Origin of the sequence: Pseudomonas orientalis, assembly GCF_022807995.1 — a bacterium.
GTDB lineage: Bacteria > Pseudomonadota > Gammaproteobacteria > Pseudomonadales > Pseudomonadaceae > Aquipseudomonas > Aquipseudomonas orientalis_B.
The window spans coordinates 5,759,215-5,784,176 of sequence record NZ_CP094351.1 but is presented as its reverse complement, the minus strand read 5'-3'; the positions used below and the strand labels follow the sequence as shown (position 1 = coordinate 5,784,176).

General features: G+C 61.8%; 23 protein-coding genes and 1 pseudogene. 10 read left to right on the top strand and 14 right to left on the bottom strand.

Annotated elements, in window-relative coordinates:
• Position 1 precedes the first annotated feature (1 nt).
• The 7 genes and pseudogenes from MRY17_RS26010 to MRY17_RS25980 form a co-directional block, all read right to left on the bottom strand.
• Positions 2-1,080 (bottom strand): annotated as a pseudogene (locus MRY17_RS26010) (SagB/ThcOx family dehydrogenase).
• A gap of 859 nt (positions 1,081-1,939) precedes the next feature.
• Positions 1,940-2,872: a phosphatidate cytidylyltransferase gene (locus MRY17_RS26005; protein ID WP_243353073.1), complete on the bottom strand. Its 933-nt coding sequence runs from the start codon at positions 2,870-2,872 to the stop codon at positions 1,940-1,942.
• Position 2,873: 1 nt separating this feature from the next.
• Positions 2,874-3,494, bottom strand: a complete 621-nt coding sequence (locus tag MRY17_RS26000) for a lysophospholipid acyltransferase family protein (protein ID WP_243353072.1) — start codon at positions 3,492-3,494, stop codon at positions 2,874-2,876.
• A gap of 9 nt (positions 3,495-3,503) precedes the next feature.
• Positions 3,504-3,947, bottom strand: coding sequence for a hypothetical protein (locus MRY17_RS25995; protein WP_181284433.1), 444 nt, complete (start codon positions 3,945-3,947; stop codon positions 3,504-3,506).
• Positions 3,937-5,235, bottom strand: coding sequence for a phosphatase PAP2/dual specificity phosphatase family protein (locus MRY17_RS25990; RefSeq protein ID WP_243353071.1), 1,299 nt, complete (start codon positions 5,233-5,235; stop codon positions 3,937-3,939). Before MRY17_RS25990 ends, MRY17_RS25995 begins: the two co-directional genes overlap by 11 nt.
• A gap of 2 nt (positions 5,236-5,237) precedes the next feature.
• Positions 5,238-6,986, bottom strand: a complete 1,749-nt coding sequence (locus MRY17_RS25985) for a bifunctional alpha/beta hydrolase/class I SAM-dependent methyltransferase (RefSeq protein WP_243353070.1) — start codon at positions 6,984-6,986, stop codon at positions 5,238-5,240.
• An 11-nt stretch (positions 6,987-6,997) separates the two neighbouring features.
• Positions 6,998-7,621: a CDP-alcohol phosphatidyltransferase family protein gene (locus MRY17_RS25980; protein WP_243353069.1), complete on the bottom strand. Its 624-nt coding sequence runs from the start codon at positions 7,619-7,621 to the stop codon at positions 6,998-7,000.
• A gap of 309 nt (positions 7,622-7,930) precedes the next feature.
• Here MRY17_RS25980 and hflK (MRY17_RS25975) point away from each other — a divergent pair, with 309 nt between their 5' ends.
• From hflK (MRY17_RS25975) to cfaB, 8 genes are all read left to right on the top strand, one after another.
• Positions 7,931-9,835 carry a protease modulator HflK gene (gene hflK / locus MRY17_RS25975; RefSeq protein WP_243353068.1) on the top strand — a complete coding sequence of 635 codons (1,905 nt, stop codon included), beginning with the start codon at positions 7,931-7,933 and terminating at the stop codon, positions 9,833-9,835.
• 9 nt (positions 9,836-9,844) lie between these two features.
• Positions 9,845-10,834, top strand: a complete 990-nt coding sequence (gene hflC / locus MRY17_RS25970) for a protease modulator HflC (RefSeq protein WP_181284454.1) — start codon at positions 9,845-9,847, stop codon at positions 10,832-10,834.
• Positions 10,831-11,865 carry a protease modulator HflK gene (gene hflK / locus MRY17_RS25965; protein WP_243353067.1) on the top strand — a complete coding sequence of 345 codons (1,035 nt, stop codon included), beginning with the start codon at positions 10,831-10,833 and terminating at the stop codon, positions 11,863-11,865. Before hflC ends, hflK (MRY17_RS25965) begins: the two co-directional genes overlap by 4 nt.
• The gene (locus tag MRY17_RS25960) at positions 11,862-13,748 is read left to right on the top strand and encodes a cation-translocating P-type ATPase (RefSeq protein ID WP_243353066.1); all 1,887 of its coding nucleotides are present in this window, start codon (positions 11,862-11,864) and stop codon (positions 13,746-13,748) included. Before hflK (MRY17_RS25965) ends, MRY17_RS25960 begins: the two co-directional genes overlap by 4 nt.
• Positions 13,749-13,858: 110 nt before the next feature.
• Positions 13,859-14,110, top strand: a complete 252-nt coding sequence (gene bufA2 / locus MRY17_RS25955) for a BufA2 family periplasmic bufferin-type metallophore (RefSeq protein WP_104505206.1) — start codon at positions 13,859-13,861, stop codon at positions 14,108-14,110.
• A gap of 63 nt (positions 14,111-14,173) precedes the next feature.
• Positions 14,174-15,019 carry an MNIO family bufferin maturase gene (gene bufB, locus MRY17_RS25950; protein WP_181284441.1) on the top strand — a complete coding sequence of 282 codons (846 nt, stop codon included), beginning with the start codon at positions 14,174-14,176 and terminating at the stop codon, positions 15,017-15,019.
• Complete coding sequence (locus MRY17_RS25945) at positions 15,010-15,795, top strand: HvfC/BufC N-terminal domain-containing protein (protein WP_191952463.1); 786 nt, start codon at positions 15,010-15,012, stop codon at positions 15,793-15,795. Before bufB ends, MRY17_RS25945 begins: the two co-directional genes overlap by 10 nt.
• A gap of 89 nt (positions 15,796-15,884) precedes the next feature.
• Entirely contained in the window at positions 15,885-17,069 is a 1,185-nt protein-coding gene (gene cfaB, locus MRY17_RS25940) for a C17 cyclopropane fatty acid synthase CfaB (protein ID WP_191956277.1), read from the top strand.
• Between the two features lie 109 nt (positions 17,070-17,178).
• On the opposite strand, the gene cls is transcribed toward cfaB, so the two are convergent.
• Entirely contained in the window at positions 17,179-18,618 is a 1,440-nt protein-coding gene (gene cls, locus MRY17_RS25935) for a cardiolipin synthase (protein WP_243353065.1), read from the bottom strand.
• 130 nt (positions 18,619-18,748) lie between these two features.
• On the opposite strand from cls, the gene MRY17_RS25930 reads away from it, so the two are divergent.
• A complete protein-coding gene (locus tag MRY17_RS25930) occupies positions 18,749-19,270 on the top strand; it encodes a DUF3617 domain-containing protein (protein WP_065886672.1) in 522 nt (173 codons plus the stop codon).
• Between the two features lie 38 nt (positions 19,271-19,308).
• Here MRY17_RS25930 and MRY17_RS25925 read toward each other — a convergent pair whose 3' ends face one another.
• Genes MRY17_RS25925 through folE2 form a run of 5 tightly spaced genes read right to left on the bottom strand, consistent with a single transcriptional unit; the run spans position 19,309 to position 23,177 of the window.
• A complete protein-coding gene (locus tag MRY17_RS25925; protein WP_124434557.1) occupies positions 19,309-19,869 on the bottom strand; it encodes a DapH/DapD/GlmU-related protein in 561 nt (186 codons plus the stop codon).
• Positions 19,866-20,744 carry a metal ABC transporter substrate-binding protein gene (locus MRY17_RS25920; RefSeq protein ID WP_181284445.1) on the bottom strand — a complete coding sequence of 293 codons (879 nt, stop codon included), beginning with the start codon at positions 20,742-20,744 and terminating at the stop codon, positions 19,866-19,868. The genes MRY17_RS25925 and MRY17_RS25920 overlap by 4 nt, the downstream gene beginning before the upstream one ends.
• 11 nt (positions 20,745-20,755) lie before the next feature.
• Positions 20,756-21,622 (bottom strand): metal ABC transporter permease, encoded by an 867-nt coding sequence (locus tag MRY17_RS25915; RefSeq protein WP_181284446.1) that lies wholly within the window; start codon positions 21,620-21,622, stop codon positions 20,756-20,758.
• The gene (locus tag MRY17_RS25910; protein ID WP_243353064.1) at positions 21,622-22,290 is read right to left on the bottom strand and encodes a metal ABC transporter ATP-binding protein; all 669 of its coding nucleotides are present in this window, start codon (positions 22,288-22,290) and stop codon (positions 21,622-21,624) included. Before MRY17_RS25910 ends, MRY17_RS25915 begins: the two co-directional genes overlap by 1 nt.
• Positions 22,287-23,177 carry a GTP cyclohydrolase FolE2 gene (gene folE2, locus MRY17_RS25905; protein ID WP_191952467.1) on the bottom strand — a complete coding sequence of 297 codons (891 nt, stop codon included), beginning with the start codon at positions 23,175-23,177 and terminating at the stop codon, positions 22,287-22,289. The genes MRY17_RS25910 and folE2 overlap by 4 nt, the downstream gene beginning before the upstream one ends.
• A gap of 128 nt (positions 23,178-23,305) precedes the next feature.
• Here folE2 and MRY17_RS25900 point away from each other — a divergent pair, with 128 nt between their 5' ends.
• A complete protein-coding gene (locus MRY17_RS25900) occupies positions 23,306-24,517 on the top strand; it encodes an N-acetylmuramoyl-L-alanine amidase (RefSeq protein WP_181284449.1) in 1,212 nt (403 codons plus the stop codon).
• On the opposite strand, the gene MRY17_RS25895 is transcribed toward MRY17_RS25900, so the two are convergent.
• Entirely contained in the window at positions 24,514-24,882 is a 369-nt protein-coding gene (locus MRY17_RS25895; protein WP_181284450.1) for a glutamine synthetase, read from the bottom strand. The two genes, MRY17_RS25900 and MRY17_RS25895, sit on opposite strands and share 4 nt — an antisense overlap.
• Positions 24,883-24,962: the final 80 nt, after the last annotated feature.

Genomic DNA, 24,962 nt, shown 5'->3' with positions numbered 1-24,962 from the left:
ATTACCCTCGCTCTCGACTCTCTATCAAGGCCCTGAGTTCCTTGCATTGCACCTGCCCATCGCCATAACCGCCGCCTACGAAGAACAGCGGTTGTTCTGCAGACTCTTCCAAGCCTAATAACAGCTCAACTCGCTCATCACTCAACGCGCCAGTCAACCAGGTAGCCAACCCTAGCGCAGTTGCAACGAGCTGAAAGGTTTGAGAGATATGTCCGGCTTCGACGTAAGCCATGCGGTAGGCACGCGAGTGCTCGTATTTCCACCATAATTTGTCAAAACGTGACGTTATGAACAGTCCCATAGGAAGTTCGTTGATAAAGTGTTGTCCGGCGAGCAGTAATCCCAAAGGCTCGTTGGGAAGCGGGTGAACTTGCCTTAAAGCATGAAGGTCTGGGTGGTAGTAATAGATACCGGGCTCCAGCCCCAATATCCTGGCAGCATAGACGTAGCCTTCGCATGCATTCAGCCCGCCACCGGAAGGGCTGCTGCGTCTCGCCCTGAGTGTTTCAGGAATTGTGTCGTCGGCTCCGGCTTCGCGCTCTTTGAGGTAACCTAAGGACAGGTAGAGCAGTGAGCTTAAGTCGTCCAGAGTAACGGCCTGGTCTGAAAACGAACGCGACGTTTTTCGGTCGAGCAGAGAGGTTGTAAGGGGCTAGTTTGCTTTTCCGAATTGGGTGCCGGTAGCGAGATCAACCCCTCATGGGAGTGCTTGGCAAAACGGTCTATCGGTGCAGGGGTATCAAGGACTTGTTCACAGTGATCTAAGTATAGAGAAGCCCACTCGTGAATATCGTTCGGTAGTTGTTCGATGGGCAGATTTTTAGTCCCAATATGAAAAATTTTCGAAAGATCGTCCCACCCCCATTCATTCTGCGGGGATATATCTGTGAGTAACAGTCCGGCGGCGAGAAATGCCGCATCCATTTCGCTTGTACTATCGAATCTAGAAGGGTCTTCAACAAGCTGTATAAAACGAGTGGAATACGCTAAGTCAAGTTCAAACTGAGTGTGATTTTTGTAATCCCAAATGACGATGAACGGTGTGCGAGCCAGCATGAAAACATTCGGATTTATTAGCATTTTTTAACTCTGCGCCAAGTTAATGATGAGACTGGGTAGCCGGCACTCCCCAGCTCATCAACTACTCAGCTCAGCAATCAGCGGGATTTGGCCGCTGCGAGGCAAGCCAAGTTAGCGATTTTTTTCGATTCCAGAGAAATAGATTTCATAGGTATTACTCCTAATTTTGAGTGAGTGTCACTTTTCTAAGTGACGTTGAAAGGCTAGCCCAAAAGAAAAACAAGTAAAATTAAAAAATCAAGATCAAATGTAAGACATCGTTTCTGGCATGTAGGAGATTACCGATTATCTATATTTTGCCGTGGCCGATGAGCACATCAACTTGCTCTGCCATGCCGCAAAAGTGAAGGGTCAGAAACGGAGAATCCCGCTGCTAGGCGGATTCTCCGCTTTCAATTGCATGCGTTCGACGGGGCAGGACGCTGTTACCTGACACAGGGCCATCTGACGTTCATCAGGAGCGGGGGCGATCCGACACCCCTGTAACCACCCTGTGGTTCACGTCTAGGCACAGATGAACAGTAGTCAGTCCATATGTTGAGGCCGGTGCCGAATTGCCCCATGTGCCGACGCAAGACTGATCCACCTCCAAATCGGCACAAACCCACCATATGCAATCCTCGGTGAGGTAGGCCTCACGTTAACTGCGCTGCTCACGCTGGCCGTAACGCTACAGCTGTGAAAGAAATCCCATGAGCGGTTCATCCATGTTCTTGTCGATGCAACCTAAGGCGTGTGAGTTTTTCGCGAGCAAGAGCTAGGCGCCCCCTCGCTCCTACAAAAAGCCTTAACTGAACTGGCATTAGGGCAAGCCCCCTCCCACAGTTTGATCTTCATTGGTTTTGAGAAAGGGGAAGGCTCAGGTCCACCAGTAGCGCACGAGGTGGAAGAAAATCGGCGCCGCAAAGCATACCGAGTCCAGCCTATCCAGCATGCCGCCGTGCCCTTCGATCATGTGTCCCCAGTCTTTCACCCCGCGATCTCGCTTGATCGCAGACATCACGATGCCGCCGGCAAAGCCCAGCAGGTTGATCAGCAGCGCGATCAGGAACGACTGCCACGGGTTGAACGGCGTGGTCCACCACAGCGCCGCACCGATCAGGGATGACAGCAGGATCCCGCCGACAAAGCCTTCCACGGTTTTCGACGGCGACAGGTTGGGCGCGATCTTGTGTTTGCCGAACAGCTTGCCGCACACGTATTGCAGCACGTCCGACAGTTGCACCACGATCACCAGGTAGGCGATCAGCAGCAGGTTGCGGCCTTCATAGCCGGGGATGTCCAGCGTCAGCAGCGCCGGAACGAACGACACGCAGAACACCGCGATCATCAGGCCCCATTGCACCTTCGATGCGCGCTCCAGGAAGTGGGTACTGTCGCCGCCCAGGGAGGCGAGGATCGGCAGCAGCAGGAACACGTAGACCGGAATGAAGATCGAGAACAGTCCATACCAATCGGCATAGATCAGCACGTATTGCAGCGGCAAGGCCAGGTAGAACGCCGCTACCAGGGCCGGGTAGTCGCTGCGCCGGGTCGGGGTGAGGGTGAGGAATTCGCGCAGGGCGTAGAACGACACCGCGTAAAACAGCAGGATCACAGCGCCAGTGCCGAGCCAGAAAGCGATACCGATCACGACCACCATCACCCACCAGGCGTTGATGCGGGCGTTGAGGTTATCGATCACCGCGTTGGGACTGCCACGGGTGCGCAGCTTGAGGGTCAGGCCGATCAGTGAGGCGGTGACCAGGATCGCGCCGATCCCGCCGAATAACATCAGGGTTTGGCTATCCATCTCAGGAGTGCTCCGGGGCGAGGGCGAGCAGGGCGTTGCGAGTGCGGGCAAGGAACGCGGTTTTGTCTTCGCCTTCTTCCAATTGCAAGGGAGCGCCGAAGCTGGTTGTGCATAAGAGTGGTAGCGGCAGCACACGCCCCTTGGGCATGACGCGGTTGAGATTGGCTATCCACACCGGAATCAGTTCGGCCTGTGGATAACTGTTTGCCAAGTGATACAAGCCGCTTTTGAACGGCAGCAAGCCGTCTTCCAGATTGCGCGTCCCTTCGGGAAAGATAATCAGCGAGTCGCCGCCTTCCAGCGCGGCGAGCATTGGCTGCAAAGGGTTATCCACAGGCTCCTTGCGCTCGCGGTCGATCAGCACGCCGTTGAACACGCGGTTGATGATGTAGCGACGCAGTGCGCTTTTATTCCAGTAATCGCTGCCGGCCACAGGGCGCGTGAATTTACGCAGGTTCTGCGGCAGCGACGCCCACACCAGCACGAAGTCGCCGTGGCTGCTGTGATTGGCGAAATAGATGCGTTGCACCGGCACCGGCGCGCAACCCAGCCACAGGCTGCGGGCGCCAGTGACGGTGCGGGCCATGGAGGTAATCAGCGTGGCGACCACGGGTTCGAACATGGGAATTCCTTATCCGGCGAAAGGTAGCCAGGGGCTGGCGAGGATGACGCCCAGGGTCAGCAGCGCTTGCGCGCCGAGCAACCAGGCCTGTTTGCGCAACAGTTTAAGGGCGCCGCGACGGCGTTCGACCCAAGGCCGGCCTGCGCGCCTGGCCGATTGCAGGCCAAGGGTTTGCAGGGCCTGGTCAAGGTCCGGGGTGCGCTGGGTGTCGCGGGCCAGCAGGGCGAACAAATCGGCATCGAATGCTACGCGCAGTGCCCAGTATTTTTGTAACAGGCCCAGAATGATCATCCACAACGCCAGCAGCAGACAGATCGTCGAAACACTCGCCATCAGCAACTGGGCCAGGCCGAACAGCACACCGACCAGTGTCAGGCCTGTGGATAACTGGTCCAGCGAACGGCCACGCCGCAGCAGGCTGGCGACCACTTGCAGTTCCATGTCAGCGGGCATGGGACAAACCCTCCAAAGCCAAGCGATGCGCGGGATGCAGGACCACGCGTGTCCGTGCTGTACGAATAATAGCCAGCGCTTGATCGACCGTCGCCGCGCGCCCGCTGTGCAACAGCCAGGCTGCGATGGCCGTTGCGCTGCGCGAATAGCCCAGGGCGCAGCACACCAGCACCGGGCCGTCTGCGCGCAAGCGCTCGATGGCCTGGGCCGCTTGCAGGCATTCGGCGGAGGTTGGCGTGATCAAGTCCAGAACAGGAATGCAGTGATAACGGCGGCCCTGTGGATCAATCGGCAATTCGGCGCAGAGATCGACGATCGCTTTGAATGATTGTTGCTCCCTGGCCGCAGGAATGCGCCCCAGCCAGACGTTATCCACAATCCGGTCGGGTTGTGGATGGCCGCATGTCCACAGCCGCGAATTGATCCAGGCGGCGGCCAGATAGGGTGCGTACAGCCAACGCGCTGCAGGCGTCAGCTGGCCATCGTTGCGTTTCTGAAAGCCCTCCGCACCCAGCAGCCAGTAGTTGGTCGCGACCAGACCAAGGGATACCGCCGACCATAGCAGCCATAACCCCCAACCGCCCAAGGCAAGCGCCAGGGTCAGCAGCGCCAGCGCGCCGAGGCCGTAGCGCGCACCCAGCCAGCCGCGTTTCGCGTCGTGCGTCAGTCGGGCACTGAGCAGTGGGCTGGCGTGTTCCACCGGCCATAACCACACACACAACCAGCCGGCGAGGGCGCCTGTGGGTAAGTCGATAAAGTGATGTTGATAAGTGGTCAGTACGGAAATGCCGATCAGCGCAAACCAGCCGTGCACTGCCCAGCGCCAGAAACCCTGGGTATGTCGCTGGTACATGACCCACAGGATCACCAGCAGCGCGATATGCAGTGAGGGCGCCTGGTTGAAGGGCTTGTCGAAGCCGGCCAATACCGCAAACAACCAGCCGAACACGCCGTCCAGTTCCGGCCGTTCGAAAGTGAAGCGCAGTGGCCAGATCAGGAAGCAACTGACGGCAATCACTTGGGCCGTCAGCAGGCGCAGGGCGTGCTGCCTGAGTTCGTGGCGGGTGCTCGGCAGCAGCAGGGAAAAACCGTAGAGCAGGTCGATGGACCAATAAGGCACGATGGTCCAGGCCCAGAACGGCATATGGGTTTCCCAGCCGAACACCAGCGTGCCCACATCGCTGCGCTGGGTGGTGACCCAAGTGGCGAGGCCGTAGGTGCTGAAAAACAGCGGCGCCAACAGCAGCAGCCAAAGCAGCGCTGGTTTGAATAAGCCGGGTTCGCGCATGCTCAGATCTTCTGCGCCAGGGACACGGTGAAAATGCCCCACTCATCCACACGCTGAGTGATCTTGCGAAAGCCCGCAGCCGCCACCAGTTGGTCCATTTCCGCCTGGCTGCGCCGACGCATCACCCAGGCCTGGCCCTGGCGGTGGCTGGTCAAGGCGCGGGCGATCAGTTCCAGCTGCGGGTGCCACGGTTGGCCGGTGTAGACCAGATAACCACCGGGCTCCACCGCTTCGGCCAGACCCGCCAACGAACCGCCGACCATGGCGTTATCGGCAAACAATTCATAGAGCCCGGACACCACCGCCAGCGTTGGCTTGGGCTCCAGCGCCGCCAGGCTCGCCCGGTCAAACGCATCGCCTTTGATGAACTGGGCGATATCTCCCAGGCCTTTTTCACGGATCAATGCAGCACCGTCGCGCACGTTGATGTCGCTGTAGTCGCGCAGCAGGATCGATTCCGGCAGCGGCGAGACACCCTGCAAGGCTTCGAGAATGTAACGGCCGTGGCCGGCGGCGATATCGACGATACGCACGTCGCGGTCGTCCGCGCGCAACCGGGCCATGGCCAGGCGCAGCAGTTCTTCGACGTTCAGTTTGCGCTGACGAATGCCGCGCCAGCCGATGGAATTCAGGTAGTTGGTGTCGATCATCCGCCCCAGCGCGCCTTTGCCGGTAGGGGTATTGCGGTACACGTAATCCAGGGTGCTGCCGGAATCGAAACCGGTGTCGAAGCCCAGTTTCACCCCGTCGGACAGGTTCTTGCCCAGACCCATGCTGGCGCGCGTCATGCGCCAGTACAGATCGCGCAGGGAATTGCGCGGCAGGGGTGCGGCGAGAGCTTCGGATTCGGCGCAGGTGGCGCCCAGTTTGTCGGCGTCCAGCAGGCTGGCGCGGTCCAGCGGCTGCGCGAAGTTCTGCAGGATAAAGCGCCTGGCGCTGCTGACGGCCACGGCGCGGTCACGTTCGCCGAGGGTGTCATGGAAGAAACCGGGGAGCACATGCAGCTCTTTTTTCAGGCTGCCGAGACGCTCGAAAAACTGCTGCTGGGGTTTACGGTGCACCACGAAGTCGGAGCCGGAGATCAGCAATTGGGTCGGCACCTGAATGGCCTGGGCGTCGGCTACAACCCGGTCGGCCGCTTCGTACAGGCCCAGCAGCACATTCACCGAAATGGCCTTGGTGATCAGCGGATCGCTGTCGTAGGACGCCACGCGCTCCGGGTCATGGCTGAGGAACTTGGCCTTGACGTAGCTGTTGACGAAAAAGTTGCCGCGAAACTTTTGCATCAGGGCCAGGCCCGGGCGTGCGAAAGGCACGTAAAGCTTGACCTTGAAGGCCGGGGAGGCGAGTACCAGGGCACGGATCTTCGGTGCGTAATCATGCACCCAGGTGGCCGCGATCACCGCGCCGACGCTTTGGGCGATAACGGCGAGGTTTTCCTCTTCGATAGCGTAGGTGGCGCCTATGTGGTCGCAGAAGGTCTGCACGTCGCGGGCGCTGGTGGCAAAGCTGGGGCTGTCGCCGCGCTCGCCGGGGGACTGGCCGTGGCCACGGGCGTCCCAGGCGAAGTAGTCGAAGTCGGGCAGGCCCAGTTCATCCACCAAGTGCGCGATTCGCCCTGAGTGCTCATGACCGCGATGGAACAACACAATGGCCTTGCGCGGCTCGGCGTCTGCCGTGGCCGGCCAGTGCCGGTAAAAAAGCTCGACGCCGTCATGGGTGCTGAAGGTGTGCTGTTGCTGTTCGCGCATCGCAAAAATCCTTATGCAATCGGTGAGGTTGCTGATTGTTCCTTGAGACCCTGACGTACCCGGTTGACCAGGGTGTAGGCGAGCAGGGCGGCGACCAGCCACATCGCGCCTTCAACCCACCCGGCGCCGAGCCAGCCCAGCGCCACGCCGGTGGCCAGCACGCCGAGTACGAACGCCCGGTCACTCTTGCCCATCGGCCCGTCATAGCGGCGCGATGCGCCCACCATCGGCCCCAGCACGCCGGCGTATTCGCTGAATACCGCGAGCAACGTCACCAGCAGCACGGGCGCCAGGCTCACGCCGGGGATCAGCGCAAACGGCAGGATCAACGCGCTGTCGGCGATCACATCGCACAGCTCGTTGAGGTAGGCGCCCAGGCGTGATTGCTGGCCGAATTCCCGCGCGAGCATGCCGTCGATGGCGTTGAGGGCCATGCGCACGATCATCCACAGCGGGATCAGTGCAAACAGCCACAGATGCTGGGCGAAGCTGGCGATCAGCAGGCCCACCAGCACGGAAATGACGCCGGCCAGCACGGTGATCTGGTTGGCGGTGGTGCCGTTGTCATACAGGCGTTGCACGAGGGGGCGCAGCAGGTTCTGGAAACGCGGTTTGAGCTGATAAATGGAGATCATGGGGGGTGATGCTTCCTTGTCCGTGGACCCGCGAAAAACTGTACTGGAGTGTGCCGATTAATTGCAGGGCGCACCAGTGATGTCACGTGTTTATGGGGGTTTAGTCACGGTCTCGAGAAAGCGCAGATTCAAATGTGGGAGGGGGCTTGCCCCCGATAGCGGTGTGTCAGTCAACACATGTATTACAGATGCATGGCCATCGGGGGCAAGCCCCCTCCCACAAGGATTGGCGGCGTGGCCAAAAGCGAACAAAAATTTCACGCCGTGTGTTATATCGTAACGAATTATGTACAAGCGAGCGTTGAGTGGATGCAAGTGGATCTAGAAACTGACGGCGCTTCGGTTGAAGGGCTGCCGCGTTTTCAGCAGGGGTTGTTCCATGCCCGTCGTTTGAGGCAAGCCGGTATCAGCCTGACAGCCCTGGCGGTCACCGGTTGGGTATTGGCGCTATTTGTCGCGCTGTTTGCACCGGTATCGATCTGGCCGGTGGTGCTGATCAATTGCTCATCGGCCCTGTTCGTGCTGGTTGCCGGGTTGCAGTCGGCGTGGTGGGTTGCCGATTGGCGTGCCCAGGCACTGGAAGAGCCGGCAGTTGATGCGCCGGTCGCAGAGACGGGCCGCTACGCTCGCCTTGTCGAGCGCATAAGCGATCAGATTGGCGCGCCGGTGTTGTGGTTGTGCGGCTGGTCACTGTTGGCGCTGATCAGCATCATCGAGTTCTGGAACCTGACGCTACCCGCCGCAGCTGTCGGTCAGTCCGCCAGCATCGGCGCGGCGCTGGGACTGGCGCTGGCGTTCGGTTTGCTGGTGTTCGAGCGGCGCCTGGCCCAGCAAACGCCTGCGCAGTGGCCTGAAGCCTCGCCCCTGGCGCAGTTGTGCCGCGTGGCGATCGGTTGCCTGCTGATCAGCTCGATATGCCTGCTGTTCGCCGGTGCCGAGTCGGTGTGGCCGTTGCGTCTGGCAGTGCTGATCGGCCTGCTGCCCGCGCTGGTGGCGCTGGAGTTTCTGCTGCGCGGCGTGCTGTCGCTGTTCAGCCCGCGCCAGCCGCTTCTGGAACCGCGCCTGATCGCGCAAAGCTTTGTCGCCGGCCTGCTGCGCTGGCCACCGCAACCCTTGCTGGCCTTGCAGCATGAACTGCATAACCGCTTCGGCATCGACCTGCGCCAGATTTGGGCGTTTACCTACATGCGTCGCGCATTCCTGCCGGTGCTGCTGGTGGTGCTGGCGGTCGGCTGGGCGCTGACGGGCGTGCATGAAGTGCCGCTGCACGGCCGTGGAATTTATGAACGTTTCGGCAAACCGGTAGAGGTGTTCGGCCCGGGCCTGCACGCCGGGTTGCCCTGGCCGCTGGGCCGCGTGTTGAACGTGGAGAACGGCGTGGTGCATGAGCTGGCGACCAGCGTCAGCGAAACGGCCGCACCTGAGTCGGCCAGCGCCGAAGGCCCGGCGCCGCTGATCGCCAATCGCTTGTGGGACGCCAGCCATGTGAACGACAAATCCCAGGTCATCGCCAGCAGCAGCGGCGACAAGCAGAGCTTCCAGATCGTCAATATGGACGTGCGGTTCGTCTATCGCATCGGCCTGACGGACCAGGCCGCGCTGGCCGCCACCTACCACAGCGCCGATGTGCCGAGCCTGATTCGCAGCACCGCCAGCCGTATCCTGGTGCATGAGTTCGCCTCGCGCACCCTCGACGAATTGCTCGGCGAACAACGCACCAGCCTCGCCGACGAGATCGGTCGCACCGTACAAGCGGACCTGAATGCACTCGACAGCGGTGTGGAAATCCTCGCCACCGTCGTTGAAGCGATCCACCCGCCGGCCGGCGCCGCCAACGCCTACCACGGCGTGCAGGCCGCGCAGATCGGTGCGCAGGCATTGATCGCGCGCGAGCGCGGCGCGGCCAGTGAGCAGACCAACCAGGCGTTGCTGCAGGCCAGCACGGCCCGCGACCAGGCCCAGGCCACCGCCCGCGAAGTGAATGCCGGTGCCCAGGCGGCGAACCTGCGCTTTGTTGCCGAGCAAAAAGCCTATGCCACGGCAGGCCGAGCCTTCGTGCTGGAGCAGTACCTGGGCCAGCTCAGCCAGGGCCTGGCCCACGCCAAACTGCTTATTCTGGATCATCGCTTGGGCGCCGACAGTGCGCCGACGATCGATCTGCGTTCTTTTACCTTGCCGGCCGATCCCTCGACGCCGCGTAAAGCCGTTCAATAAGGAGTCTGTCTGTTGAGCGCTCATTCTCACGATCACGGTCATCATCATCACGGCCATCACCACCATCACGGCGATGAACAGGCGGCCGGGCCTTTCCCCTGGCGGCGCATGGCCTGGGCTGTACTGCTTGTGCTGTTCGCCATCGCGGCGGCGAGCCTGGTGCAGGTGCGTTCCGGCGAGGCCACGGTGATAACCCGGTTCGGCAACCCGGTGCGGGTGCTGCTGGAGCCGGGCCTGGGCTGGCGCTGGCCGGCGCCGTTCGAAGCGGCGATTCCGGTGGACCTGCGCCTGCGCACCACCTCCAGCGGGTTGCAGGATGTGGGCACCCGCGATGGCCTGCGCATCATCGTGCAGGCCTACGTGGCGTGGCAGGTGCAGGGCGATACCGACAATGTGCAGCGCTTCATGCGCGCGGTGCAGAACCAGCCGGATGAAGCGGCGCGGCAGATCCGTACCTTCGTCGGCTCGGCGCTGGAGACCACGGCGGCCAGTTTTGACCTGTCCAGCCTGATAAACACCGACGCCAGCCAGGTGCGCATCGCCGAGTTCGAAGCCCAACTGCGCCGGCAGATCGATCAACAATTGCTCGCCACCTATGGCGTACGCGTGGCCCAGGTCGGCATCGAACGGCTGACGTTGCCGTCGGTAACCCTCACCGCCACGGTCGACCGCATGCGTGCCGAACGTGAAACCATCGCCACCGAGCGCACTGCCGTGGGCAAGCGCGAGGCGGCGCAGATCCGCTCGGCGGCCGAGCGTGATGCGCGAATCGTACAAGCCGAGGCCACGGTCAAGGCCGCTGATATCGAAGCGCAATCGCGGGTCGAGGCGGCGCAGATCTACGGACGTGCCTACGCGGGCAACCCGCAGCTGTACAACCTGCTGCGCTCGCTGGATACCCTGGGTACCGTGGTGACGCCAAGTACCAGGATCATCCTGCGCACCGATGCCGCCCCGTTCCGCGCGCTGGTGGATGGACCGAAGGATGTTCAGCCATGAGTGAGCGTGACAGCCCGGACAGCCCCTGGATCCAGGCCGGGCGCCTGACGTTCCTGGCGCTGTACGCAGTCACCGTCTTGGCGGCGTTGGCCTGGGCGTTTTCCAACGTGCGCCAGATCGACCCGCAGAACCGCGCCATGGTGCTGCACTTCGGCGCCCTGGACCGCATTCAGAATGCCGGGCTGCTGCTGGCATGGCCGCAACCGTTCGAGCAGGTGGTGTTGTTGCCGGCGGCGGACCGGGTGATCGAGCGTCGGGTGGAGAACCTGTTGCGTTCGGATGTGGCGGTGCAGGCGGACCGCGTGGCCAGTTTCGCCACACCCTTGAGCGATACGCTGGCCGGCTCCGGCTATCTGCTGACCGGTGATGCCGGGATCGTGCAACTGGATGTGCGAGCCTTCTACAAGGTCACCGAACCCTATGCCTTTGTATTGCAGGGCGAGCATGTGCTGCCCGCGCTGGACCGCCTGGTGACGCGCAGCGCGGTTGCCCTGGCGGCGGCGCGGGACCTGGACACTATCTTAGTGGCGCGCCCTGAATTGATCGGCACTGACAACGGCGCCGCCGAGCGCCGCGAACGGCTGCGTGGTGATTTGGTGCAAGGCATCAATCAGCGTCTGGCGCAGTTGACCGCCAGCGGCCTGGGGCTGGGCATCGAAGTGACCCGGGTCGATGTGCAATCGAGCCTGCCGGGCCCGGCGGTGAACGCGTTCAACGCGGTACTCACCGCCAGCCAGCAAGCCGACAAAGCGGTGGCCAACGCGCGCACCGATGCGCAAAAGCTCACCCAGACCGCCAACCAGGAAGCCGACCGCCAGGTGCAGGTCGCCCATGCCCAGGCCAGTGAGCGTCTGGCCAATGCCCAGGCGCAGACCGCCACCGTCGCCGGCCTGGCGCAAGTGAAAGACCCGGGCCTGTTGCTGCGTCTGTACCGTGAGCGCCTGCCGAAGATTCTGGGCCAGGCCGGCTCGGTGACCACGGTCGATCCCAAAGACGACGCCCGTTTGATTCTCCAGGGAGCCGAGCAATGAGCGCACCCATGCTGACCACCGCCGAACAGCGCAGCGCCGCCCGGCAATTGACCTTGGCCATGCTGGCCCTGGGCTTGCTTCTACTGGGCCTGGTGTGGCGCTGGCTGGCGGCGGACCAGAGCGGGGTCAGCCAGTTGCTGCTCGGCGTCGCCTCGCTGCTGGTGGCCGTGCCGGTGATGCGTTCGGCCTGGTACAGCCTGCGCTATCCGAGCCTGCATGGCATCACCGACCAATTGATCGCGCTGGCGATGATGGGCGCCTGGGCCACGGGCGATCTGCTGACCGCGGCCTTGCTGCCGATCATCATGATCTTCGGGCATGTGCTTGAAGAGCGCAGTGTCATCGGTTCACAGGAAGCGATCCATGCGCTGGGCAAGCTCACCCGCAGCCATGCGCGCCGGGTGCAGGCTGACGGCAGCATAGTGGAAGTGGATAACGGCACCCTGAACACCGGTGATGTAGTCGAAGTGCGCGCCGGCGACCGCGTGCCGGCCGATGGCGTGGTGCTGTCGGGCCAGGCCAGCCTGGACACCGCGCCGATCACCGGTGAGTCGGTGCCCCTGGAGGCCAGTGTGGGCGTACAGGTATTCGGCGGTGCGATCAACCTGGACGGCCTGCTGCGCCTTGAAGTGACGCGCACGGGCAATGAGTCGACCCTGGGCAAGGTCATTGCGCTGATGCAGAACGCCGAGCGTGCCAAACCGCCGATCACACGGTTGCTGGAGCGCTACGCCGGTAGCTATATGGTGCTGGTGCTGTTGCTGGCGGCGGTCACTTGGTTTGTCACTCATGACGCCCAGGCGATGCTTGCCGTGCTGGTGGCGGCGTGTCCGTGTGCGTTGGTGTTGTCGGCGCCGGCGACCGCGATTGCCGGAATCGCGGTCGCCGCGCGCCATGGCATCCTGATTCGCAGCTCGGCGTTTCTGGAAGAGTTGGCGGACCTCACCTCGCTGGTTGTCGACAAGACCGGCACCCTGACCTTCGGTACCTTGCGTCTGCAGTCCATCCAAACCGCTTCGACCGATCGCCAGGCGTTGCTCAACCTGGCGGCCAGCCTCGGATCGGCCAGCAGCCATCCGGTCAGTCGCGCACTGGCGGGGTTGGCGACACAGGAACAGTTGCTGGCGCTGAGCGATATTCGCGAGCGCCAGGGGCTCGGTGTGGTTGCGCACACGCAGCAGGGCGAAGCGGCGCTGGGCCGTCCCGAACTGTTCGAGCAACTGAATATCGGCACCACCTCTGTACCTGACCACGACGGCCCGATTGCCGGGCTGGCGCTGGACGGGCAATTCCTGGCCTGGTTGCTGCTGGCCGATAGCGTCAAGCCGGAAGCGCGTCAGGCCCTGCAGGAGCTGCGCGATCTGGGGCTGGGACGCCAACTGCTGCTTACCGGCGACCGCCAAAGCGTGGCCGACAGCCTGGCCGAGAATGTAGGCATCGGTGAGGTCCAGGCCCAGGCGCTGCCGGAAGACAAACTCAACCGTGTGCTGGGGGAGATCGGCAGCGGTTTCCGGCCGATGGTGGTGGGGGATGGGATCAACGATTCTCTGGCACTCAAAGCCGGCGTGGTCGGCGTGGCGATGGGCGCGGGCGGTGCCGATATCGCGCTGGCCTCGGCCGATGTGGTGCTGATCGGCAGCGACCTGCGTCGCCTGGGTACGTGCGTGCGCTTGAGTCGCCAATGCCGGCGCACCTTGCAGGTCAACGTGGTCATCGGCCTGGGCTGGACGCTGGCCATCGTGGTGTTTGCCGCCTTCGGCTGGCTGGGCGCCGCCGGGGCCATGATTGCCGCAGTGCTGCATAACCTCAGCACCTTACTGGTACTCGGTAACGCCGGGCGCCTGCTGCGCTTTCAGGAGCCGCTGTTAAAGCTTGACGAATAATTCCAGAAATTTTTGTAGAAGGCTGTAACGCGAAAAGGGCGCCTCACTCTAGTGGTGTGTCGAGACTGGGCAATCCGTCCAGACCGACACCACCACTTGAGGACTACACAATGAATATCAAAAACGCCGTTTCCGGTGCTGCCCTGGCGATTGCTGCCGCTTCCCTGTTTGCCGGCGTCGCCACCCAGGTACAGGCCGCCGACGCGCCGGTTCATTGCTACGGCGTCACCTCCTGCAAAGGCATGAACGACTGCAAAACCGCTGAAAACGCCTGCAAAGGCCAGGCGGTCTGCAAGGGGCACGGCTTCAAGGCCATGACCAAGGCTGAGTGCGACAAGGCCGGTGGCAAAGTCGGCGAGTAACCGACACGTGAGAGCAGCCCGCAGCGGCCATCGCGCCGCTGCGGACACTCCCAGGAGCGCATGATGACCCGTTCTTTCCCCTCCCTGGGTTACGGCCTGGGTTTACGCAACGAATACTATGAGCAGATCCTTGCCCAATCCCCTGCGGTGGATTGGTTCGAAGTGATCTCCGAGAACTATCTGGTGCAGGGCGGCAAAGCCTTGTACTACCTGGACGCGATAGCCGAACGCTACCCTCTGGTGATGCACGGTGTGTCGCTGTCGATCGGCGGCCCCCATGCCATCGATACCGATTACCTCAAGCACATCCGGCAGCTTGCCGCGCGCATCCAGCCGGCATGGATTTCCGATCACCTGTGCTGGAGCCGTGGCAGCGCACACCAGCTGCATGACCTGCTGCCCCTGCCTTACACCGAGGAAAGCCTGTACCACGTGGCCAGTCGCGTGCGTCAGGTACAAGACGTACTGCAACGCCCGCTGGTGCTGGAAAACGTTTCCAGCTACGTACGCTCCAAGGCGGATGAATTCACCGAGTGGCAGTTTCTCAATGCGTTGACGCACCTGACGGGATGCCAGCTGCTGCTCGACGTGAACAATGTCTACGTCAGCTCGCGCAACCACGGGTTCGATGCCTGGGAGTTCATTCGCAACCTGCCGCCTGAGAGCATTCGCCAGCTGCATCTGGCGGGGCACGTGGATTACGGCGACTACGTGGTCGATACCCATGATCACCCGGTGTGCGACCCGGTGTGGGCGCTCTATCAGCGCACGCTGGAACATCTGGGGCCGGTGTCGACGTTGCTGGAACGCGACGATCACTTTCCGCCATTCGAAGAGCTGCTGGCCGAATTGAGCAAGGCCCGGGAACTGGGTGCCGCTGCGTTGGCCGGGAGGTCGCAATGCGCCTGATCGATTGGCAACTGGCCTTCGAGGCACATCTGTTGTCTGAAACGCTCACCGCCGCCGATGGTTTTGCCGCGACCTTGCTCGGCGGTCCGACGCTGGGTGTGGAAACGGGCCTGGCGATCTATCACAACGCTTATCTTTCCCGCTTGCAGGAAGTGCTGCGCCATGACTTCGCCGCCATCCGCTATTGGTTGGGTGACGAAGAATTTGCCGCGTTGAGCCAGGCCTATATCCGTCGTTACCCATCGGACCATTACAGCCTGCGTTGGCTGGGTGAGCGTTTTGCGGTGTTTATCCTCGAGTATCTGGAAGCCGCACAAAGTGCTCCGCTGGTTGAACTGGCGCAATTGGAGTGGGCGTTCACCCTGGCATTCGACGCGCCCGCGGGCGAGCCGTTGACCCTTGATCACATGGCGCAACTGGCGCCTGAGCACTGGCCGCAGTTGCGCGTGTCGCTGGCACCTTCGGCGCAACATGTGCTGTGCCGTTTCAATACCGTGGATATCTGGCGGTCCAGCAAGGATGAATCGAACTTTCCCGGCAGCCAGACGCTGGATGTGGCGCGAGTCTGTCTGGTGTGGCGCCATCAGAACCTATGCCAGTACCGCAGCCTCGAACCGGATGAGGCACGTGCCCTGTCAGGCATGACGACCACCGGCTGGAACTTTTCAGAACTGTGCCTCAAGTTGGCAGTCACTTATGGAGAGGGTGCGCCACTGCAAGCGGCCACATGGTTGAAACAGTGGATCCAGGACGGGTTGCTCGAGCGTCGGGCTTGATGGCAGGCAGTTATTTAATCGATAGCTTCCTACTTTATTTGGGATGATCTACCCTCGCACCAGACGTCTGAAATAAGGGGGGACTACTCATGCTCGCGCAACTTCCACCGGCCTTACAGAATCTTCAGCTACCGCTGCGTCTGCGACTCTGGGACGGCCATGAATTCAACCTGGGCCCTGAGCCCAGTGTGACCATTGTGGTGAAGGACCCCACGGTCGTCACACAGCTGACCCATCCCACGCTCGATTCACTGGGCGAAGCCTTCGTCGAGGGCAAGCTGGAGCTGGAGGGCTCCATTGCCGAGGTGATCAGGGTATGTGACGAGTTGAGTCACGCTTTGATCGAAGACGACGACGGACCTCGTCCGGTGCGCTCGATCCACGACAAGGCGACCGACGCGGCGGCCATCTCCTACCATTACGACCTGTCCAACGAGTTCTACCAGCTATGGCTGGACCAGGACATGGCCTATTCCTGCGGCTATTTCGAAACCGGCAGCGAGTCCATCGACCAGGCCCAGCAAGACAAATTTCGCCACCTGTGCCGCAAATTGCGGCTGCAGCCCGGTGAGTACCTGCTCGATGTAGGCTGCGGCTGGGGCGGGCTTGCGCGGTTTGCGGCGCGGGAGTTCGGGGTCAGGGTGTTCGGGATTACCCTGAGCAAGGAACAACTGGCCCTGGCCAAGGAGCGGGTCAGAGCCGAAGGTCTGGAAGAGCAGGTCGACCTGCAACTGCTCGACTATCGCGACCTGCCCCAGGACGGCCGTTTCGACAAGGTGGTGAGCGTGGGCATGTTTGAACATGTCGGCCACGCCAACCTGGCGCAATACTGCCGGATTCTGTTTGGCGCCGTGCGCGAAGGCGGCTTGGTGATGAACCATGGCATTACCGCCAAACATACCGACGGTCGTCCGGTGGGCCGTGGCGCCGGGGAATTTATCGAGCGCTATGTCTTCCCCAACGGTGAGCTGCCGCACCTGGCGATGATGACGGCGCAAATCAGCGAAGCCGGGTTGGAAGTGGTGGATGTCGAAAGCCTGCGCCTGCACTACGCCCGCACGCTGGACCACTGGAGCGAGCGCCTGGAGGACAACCTCGAAGCGGCCGCGAAGATGGTACCGGAGCACGCGTTGCGTATCTGGCGCCTGTACCTGGCCGGTTGCGCCTATGCGTTCGCCCGGGGCTGGATCAACCTGCACCAGATCCTGGCGGTGAAAGCCCATGCCGATGGCAGCCATGAACTGCCGTGGACGCGGGAAGATATCTACCGCTAAGAACACCGCAGATCAAAATGTGGGAGGGGGCTTGCCCCCGATAGCGGTGTATCAGTAACCCATTGGTTGGCTGACACACCGTAATCGGGGGCAAGCCCCCTCCCACATTTTAAAGAATGGGTGAAATCAAGCGTGCCACCCGCATGCCCAGTTGTTGCAGGCGCCGGGTTTCGCGGCTTTCTTCCTGGCTGACTTCATGGGCCTGGGCGAAGTCGTCCAGCAGCATTTGCTCCACCTCTTTGGCGAAGGCTTCGTCGACCGTCAGCAACATCACTTCGAAATTCAGCCGGAACGAACGGTTGTCCATATTCGCGCTGCCGATGGCGCTGATTTCGCTGTCAACCAATACCACCTTTTGGTGCAGGAACCCTGGGGTGTAGCGAAACACCCGCACGCCGGCGCGTACCGCTTCGATGGCATAGAGGCTGGAGGCGGCGTACACGATGCGGTGGTCGGGTCGCGAGGGCAGCAGCACGCGCACATCCACGCCGCGCAGGACGGCCAGGCGCAGGGCGGCGAACACCGCTTCGTCAGGGATGAAATACGGGCTGGTGATCCACACGCGTTCGGTCGCGGCGTGAATGGCCTCGACGAAAAACAGCGAGCAGGTTTCATACGGGTCCGCCGGCCCGCTGGCGAGCAACTGGCAGAGCACGCCGTCTTCCGGATAAGCGTCCGGCAGGATCAGCGGCGGCAATGCCCGCGCGGCCCAGAACCAGTCCTCGGCGAAGGATTCCTGCAAGCACGCTACCACCGGGCCGGTGACCTGCACGTGAGTATCGCGCCAGGGTGACAACGGCGGCTTTTTGCCCAAGTACTCATCGCCCACATTGTGCCCGCCGACAAACCCGGTGACGCCGTCCACCACCACGATTTTGCGATGATTACGAAAGTTGACCTGGAAGCGGTTCAACCAGCCACTGCGGGTGGCGAAGGCCTTGACCTTCACCCCGGCGTCGCGCAGCGATTGCACGTAGCCATGGGGCAGGGCGTGGCTGCCGATGCGGTCGTAGAGCACGTAGATGTCCACACCTTCGGCTGCTTTTGCCGTGATTAACCGGTGCAATTGGCGCCCGAGGTCATCGTCATGAATGATGAAAAACTGGAACAGCACGGCGGTTTTCGCGTTGCCGATGGCCTCGAAGATGGCGCTGAAGGTGGCGTCGCCATTGACCAGCAACTGCACCTGGTTATTGGCCAGGCAAGGCATGCGGCCTAATTTGGGCATGGCGCGCAAGGAGGCATAGGCACTTGAGTTGCGCGCGGCGAGCGCTTCCTCCACCCACGGGCGCCAGTTCAGCTCGGCGATTGCCCGGTGCATTTCCTGGTTGGCCTGGCGGCGCGCCTGGATGTAGGCGTCGAAGGTGCTGCGCCCGAAAATCAGGTAGGGAATCAGCGTGAGATAGGGCATGAACATCAGCGACAAGGCCCAGGCAATCGAGCCTTGGGCGGTCCTGACGGTCAGTACCGCGTGGATCGCGGCGAGGCTCCCGAAAAAATGCAGCGTGGCAATGAAGTAGGCGAGCAGGTGCGGGCCAAAAAAATCCATGAACGACATCACTCCGGGCAGTCCAGTGCGTAACAGACCATGTTCCACAACGAATGTCGCTATTTTATTTGCCGTGCAACACTGGCGCCTTTGCGGCGTCTAACGCCGACAATTGCCCAGGAGTTACCCGATGAATGCTCGTCTGCTGTGTTTGTCCATGGTTGTTGGTTTGTCGCTGCCGGTGGCGGCGCAGGCGCAGATGCTGGCGCCGGGTTTGTGGGAATTGACCACCAGCAATATGAAAGTCGATAACCAGGACCTGCCCGACCTGTCGCTGATCCTCGGTCAGCTCAAGCAACAGATGACCCCTGAACAGCGCGCCATGCTCGAAAAGCAGGGCATCACCATGGCCGGTAAAGGCGTGCAGGTGTGCCTGACGCCGGCCCAAGTCGCTTCCGATTCCATCCCCCTGACCGACCCGCAATCGGGCTGCAAACAGCAAGTGACCGACAAGACCGGCAACCAGTGGAAATTCCGTTTCAGTTGCCCTAAAGCCCAAGGCACGGGCGTGGCGACGTTCCAGAGCCAGAAAGAATTCACCACCACCGTCAACGGTACATTCAATGCCACCGGCATCCAGCAAAAGGGCAGCCTGGATACTCACGCCCAGTGGCTGGGTAACGATTGCGGCACCGTCAAACCTCGCGCCTGACCCAGCCGGGCATTGCCAATCAACACCCGGCTCCTGCTTCAGAACTCGTTTTGCAGGGCTTTGTAACCGCGCACCAGGTCGACATTGGTGCGCGCCACGTCTTCGGAAAACTCCGAGGCGCTGACGCTCACCGGTGGGAATTGCGACAGGTCGGTAGTGGGCCCGATGCGGGTGGTGGAGGGTACATAGAAGGCAGCGGGCAGGTCGCGGCCGTCCACCACCGAGTTATGCCGCACCACGCAACCGTCGCCCACGGCGCAGTTGAACAGCACGCTGTTGAAACCGATGAACACGCGGTCGCCGACGGTGCAGGGGCCATGGACGATGGAGCGGTGCGCAATCGAGGTGAACTCGCCGATGGTCACGGCGGCACCGGATTTGGAGTGAATCACCACGCCGTCCTGGATATTGGAATTGGCGCCGATGGTGATCGGGTCCATGGCGCCGCAGGCGTCGACTTCGTCGGCGCGGATCACGGCGTAGGGACCCACAAACACGTTTTCGCCGATGATGACCTTGCCGCAGATGATCGCGGTTTTGTCGACGTAGGCCGATTCGGCAATCACCGGCAGGTCGCCGGAAGGGTTCTTGCGAATCATGGTTTGCTCAGCGCCGCGCACAAGGTGTTGAGGTTGTATTCGAACAGCCCGATAAAGGTACTGGCCGGCCCTTCTGTGGCGAGGGCGTCGGAGTACAGCGTGCCGCCGATCTGTGCGCCGCTTTCGTCGGCAATCTGCTTGAGCAGGCGTGAGTCCTTGATGTTTTCCATGAACACGGCCTTGACCTTGTCCTTGCGGATCTGGGTGATCAACGCGGCCACTTCGGCGGCCGATGGTTCACGCTCGGTGGACAGGCCCTGGGGCGCGAGGAACTGGATACCGTAGGCCTGGCCCAGGTAACCGAAGGCGTCATGGGAGGTGACGATACGGCGGTTACCGGCAGGCAGTGCGCCGAACTTGACCTTGGCTTCGGCCAGCAGGCGGTGGATGTCCTTCAGGTAGGCCTGGCTGTTGCGCAGGTAGTCAGCCTGGTTGGCCGGGTCGGCGGCTACCAGCGCTTTGGTGATGTTGTTGACGTAGATTTCGGCGTTGGCCAGGTTGTGCCAGGCGTGCGGGTCGGGGATGGTTTCGCCGTCCTCGTCCATGGTGTGGGAAATCACGCCCTTGCTGGCGGTGACTACCGTGGCCTGGGTTTCAGTGCTGGCCACCAGGCGGTCCAGCCATGGCTCGAAGCCCAGGCCGTTCTTGATGATGAGCTTGGCCTTGAGCAGCGCCTTGGCATCGTCCGGCGTGGGTTCGTAGGTGTGGGCGTCGGCGTCCGGGCCGACCATGTTGCTGATCTGAATATGGTCGCCACCGATCTGATGGGTGATGTCATCCAGGATACTGAAGCTGGTGACCACCTGGAGTTTGTCGGCGGCCTGGGCCATCGAGAGCGGCAGCAGCAGACTGAACAGCACGAGTAGAGCGCGCATCGGAAAACACCTCATTGGGAGGACAGCAAGGGCGGGCGGCGCAGCAAGCCGTGCACCGGACCGAAGACCACGGACAACAAATACCCGCCGCCCGCCACCAGCACGATGGCCGGGCCGCTGGGCAGTGAGTAGTAGAACGACAACAGCAGACCCAGCCACACCGACAGGCATCCCAGCACGGCCGATACCGCAATCAACACCGGCAGGCGCCGGCTCCAGAAGCGTGAAGCGATGGCCGGCAGCATCATCAAACCCACCACCATCAAGGCGCCGATGGCCTGGAAACCGATCACCAGGTTCAGCACTACCAGGGTCAGGAACAATCCGTGGGCAAGCGGGCCCAGGCGGCTGACGGTTTGCAGGAACAGCGGGTCGAGGGTATCGAGCAGCAGCGGTTTGTAGATCAGCGCCATGGCAATCAGGCTGAAGCCGGTGACCCACAGCATGCCGGTGAGGGTGGTTTCATCCACCGCCAGCGCCGAGCCGAACAGCAGGTGCAGCAGGTCCAGGCGCTTGCCGGCGATACCAAGGATCAACACCCCGGCGGCAAGGGAGATGGGGTAGATGGCCGCGAGGCTGGCGTCTTCGCGCAAGCCGGTACGGCGGGTGATCCACGCGGACAGCCCCGCCATGCTCAGCCCTGCGCCGAGGCCGCCGATGGTCAGCGCGGGCAGGCTCAGCCCGGCGAACCAGAAGCCAAGGGCGGCGCCGGGCAGAATGCCGTGGGCCACCGCATCACCGATCAGGCTCATGCGCCGCAGGATCAGGAACACCCCGAGCGGCGCGGTGCTGCAGGCCAGCACCAGGCCCCCGATCAGCGCGCGGCGCATGAATACGAAATCGACAAAGGGCATCCACAAGTGGGCGGCAAAATGCATCAGGCCACCTGCAACTGCGGTTGTGGGCGGATCAACGTTTTACTCGATCCCAGCGCGCAGCCCGTGCTTTTGATGTGCAGCACCTGTTGTGTGTGATGGCGCACCGACGCCAAGTCATGACAGACCACCATCAGCGTGCAGCCTTCGTCATGCCAGGCATGGATGTGTTTCCAGCACAGCGCCTGGCCTTCTTCGTCGAGGGCGGCGTGGGGTTCGTCGAGCAGCAACACCGGCGAGTCGGTCAGGCTCATGCGGGCGAGCAGGGCGCGTTGCAGTTGCCCGCCAGACAAGGCCATTAACGGGCGTTGCTCCAGGCCGCCGAGGCACCAGTCTTCCAGCACAGCGTGCAGGCGCTCGCTGCGTTGCGGCGGCGTGAGCCGAGTGCCCCACAGACCTGCGGCGACCAGTTCTTGCAGGCTGATAGGAAACTGACGGTCCAAATGTTGCTGCTGGGGCAGGAAGGCCAGGCCGCCACGCCGTGCAACATCCACGCTGACGTTACCCGCCAGCGGCTTCTGCAAGCCGGCGATGACCTTGAGCAGGCTGCTTTTGCCACAGCCATTGGGGCCGATTACGCCGGTGAGGCTGCCTTTTTCCAGGGTGAAATCCACGGCGGGGGTCAGCGGTTGGCCCGGAGCGCCCCAGCGCAACGCGTTGCAGGTGATCATGTGGAAGGTCTCGTCCAGCGGCTTTCAGCCACGGCATCGTGCGCGTGCAGGCTTTCGGCGTGGACCACTTTGAGGTGAAAGGCTTTGACCGCATCCGAGCGTTTCAAGGCGAGATTAAGGCGGCGCGCGGCGTCCTCGCAGAACATCAGGTTTTGCCCATTGGCCAGAGCGAAGGCTTGCTCGTCGGCACGTTTCACTGCCGTTTGCACGGCGGTGCCGAGGGCGGCTTCGGCACTGTTGATCAAATCGACAATCGCCAGTTGTTCGCCTTGCAGATGCACGTGCAACTGCGCGCTGCTGCGCTGGCTGTGGGGCGTGGCGACAATGCCGTTGACGCTGCCGAGCCAGGTCAGTACGTCCGCGTGTTGCAATGGCGTGTTGGCGAAATCATTCATAAATTGCTGTTGAATCAACTGCCTGGCGAGCGCGGCTGAGCATGGACAAGTTGATGAATAGGTAACGTCAATTTTTAGTTCCACGTGGAACATCTGGTTTTCCAGACGCGCCTCGATGCTTACCGGATAGCTCTTCCAACCGTCTAAAGGGCTGACCAGGGCAGGGCGTTTTAACAGCAAGTCTGTGTGAATACGCAGGTAGGCGTTATTAGATAAATCTTCATGTGTGTCGAGAAAGCGCTCCAGTACATTACGCAAAAGTGCGGGCGTTAGTGGCTGCTGGTCGAACATCTCCAGGGCCAGGTACAGGCGTGACATATGAATGCCACGCGCCAGACCATCATCCAGGCTCACACCTGCATCGGCGGTGGCGGGCAGGCGTTGGCCATCGAACAGGACAGGCAAGGCAACGCCGCACATGCCCACCCAGTCGAGTGGCAAGGCTTGGCGTGAAGCCTGCGCGGCGATATCCGGCAGAGTCAGCGCATTCATAAGCAGGTCCATCGTTGGAAATAATTCGACATGTTATAGTATAACAATAAGATCCACGATGAATTTTCTGCTCCAGCCTTTCTTCAGTCACGTCGAGCAGGGACGCTCCCTTATTCGCGGTATCGGTCATGCACAGACGTCAGCTCCTCAACCTGCTGCTGCTCAGCCCCCTGCTCGCCTTTCCTGCGGGGGCGTTCGCCACGCAGATCCGCAATGCGCGCCTGTGGCGTTCGGACGATAAGCTGCGGCTGGTCTTCGACCTCAGCGGCCCGGTGCAGTACAAGACTTTTTCACTGACCGCCCCGGAACGCTTGATCATCGACCTGAGCGGTGCCGGGCTCAGTGGTGACTTCTCCCAGCTGGCGCTGAAAAACAGCGGAATTACCTCGATCCGTTCCGGGCATTTCGGCGCGAACGACACCCGCATCGTGCTGGACCTGGCCGCGCCGATGCAGCTCAACAGTTTCCTGTTGCCGCCCCAGGAGGGCCAGGGCCATCGCCTGGTGCTCGACCTGACCCGCGCCACGTCGGCGCCTCGTCAAATCGCCGCTGAGCCTGTGCCCTTGATCGCGCCGGTGGATAAAACCCATCCCCGGCGCGACATCATCGTGGTGGTCGACCCGGGTCACGGCGGCAAGGACCCCGGCGCCATCGGCTCCAGGGGCCAGCGCGAAAAAGACGTGGTGCTGTCGATCGCTCAGTTGCTGGCCAGACGCTTGAAGCGCGAAAAGGGTTTCGACGTGAAACTGGTGCGCAACGACGACTTTTTCGTGCCTTTGCGCAAGCGCGTGGACATCGCCCGTCAGCACAAAGCCGATATGTTCATTTCCGTGCATGCCGACGCCGCCCCCCGGCTCACCGCCTCGGGCGCCTCGGTGTACGCGTTGTCCGAAGGCGGCGCCACCTCCGCGACCGCACGCTTCATGGCACAGCGCGAAAACGGCGCGGACCTGCTGGGCGCCACGACATTGCTGAATCTCAAGGACAAGGACCCGATGCTCGCGGGAGTAATCCTCGACATGTCGATGAACGCCACCATCGCTTCCAGCCTGCAACTGGGCAGCTCGGTGCTGGGTAGCCTGCAAAACATCACCAGCCTGCACCAGAAGCGGGTGGAGCAGGCCGGATTCGCGGTCCTCAAATCACCGGACGTGCCATCGATCCTGGTCGAGACCGGCTTTATCTCCAATGCCCAGGACGCCCAGCGGCTGGTGACGGCGCGCCATCAACAGGCGGTTGCCGATGGTCTGTTCGACGGGCTTAAAAAATACTTCGAGAAGAACCCACCGATGAACAGCTACATGGCGTGGATGCAGGAGCAGAAGAAAGGCCAGGTCTAACAGCCGGTGATTCGGCTGCAGGTGAAGGCGGCGCTGGCGCCACCGGAACTGGAGAAGCGGTTAAGGGTGGTCCAGCCCACGCGCCGCGTGTAGCCGACCCACGTCTCACCGTCCGAGGCCAACCCGGTAAAGAACGTCAATTGCCCATAGCGGCTGTTGGTTTGTGCCCAGTAGCGTTTGCCGATCACCTCGAAACCGCGCAAATACGTGGTGCTGCCAACGGTCGCCACGCTGTAGGCATTGCCCAGCGGGTCCACGCAGGCCAGCAGGGTGGCGCTGCGCGTGCAGTGGGCCAACAGGCTGGGGGATTGGGCACAGGCAGGTCCCGCCGCTGCCAATAGCAGGATGTACCACAGGCGTTTCATTGGGTTTCTCAGGATTGGAGGGTGATCAAGCTTCGCGCCCTTTGTCACGCGGAGCAAGGAAGGTTGGCTTGTTTCTATTG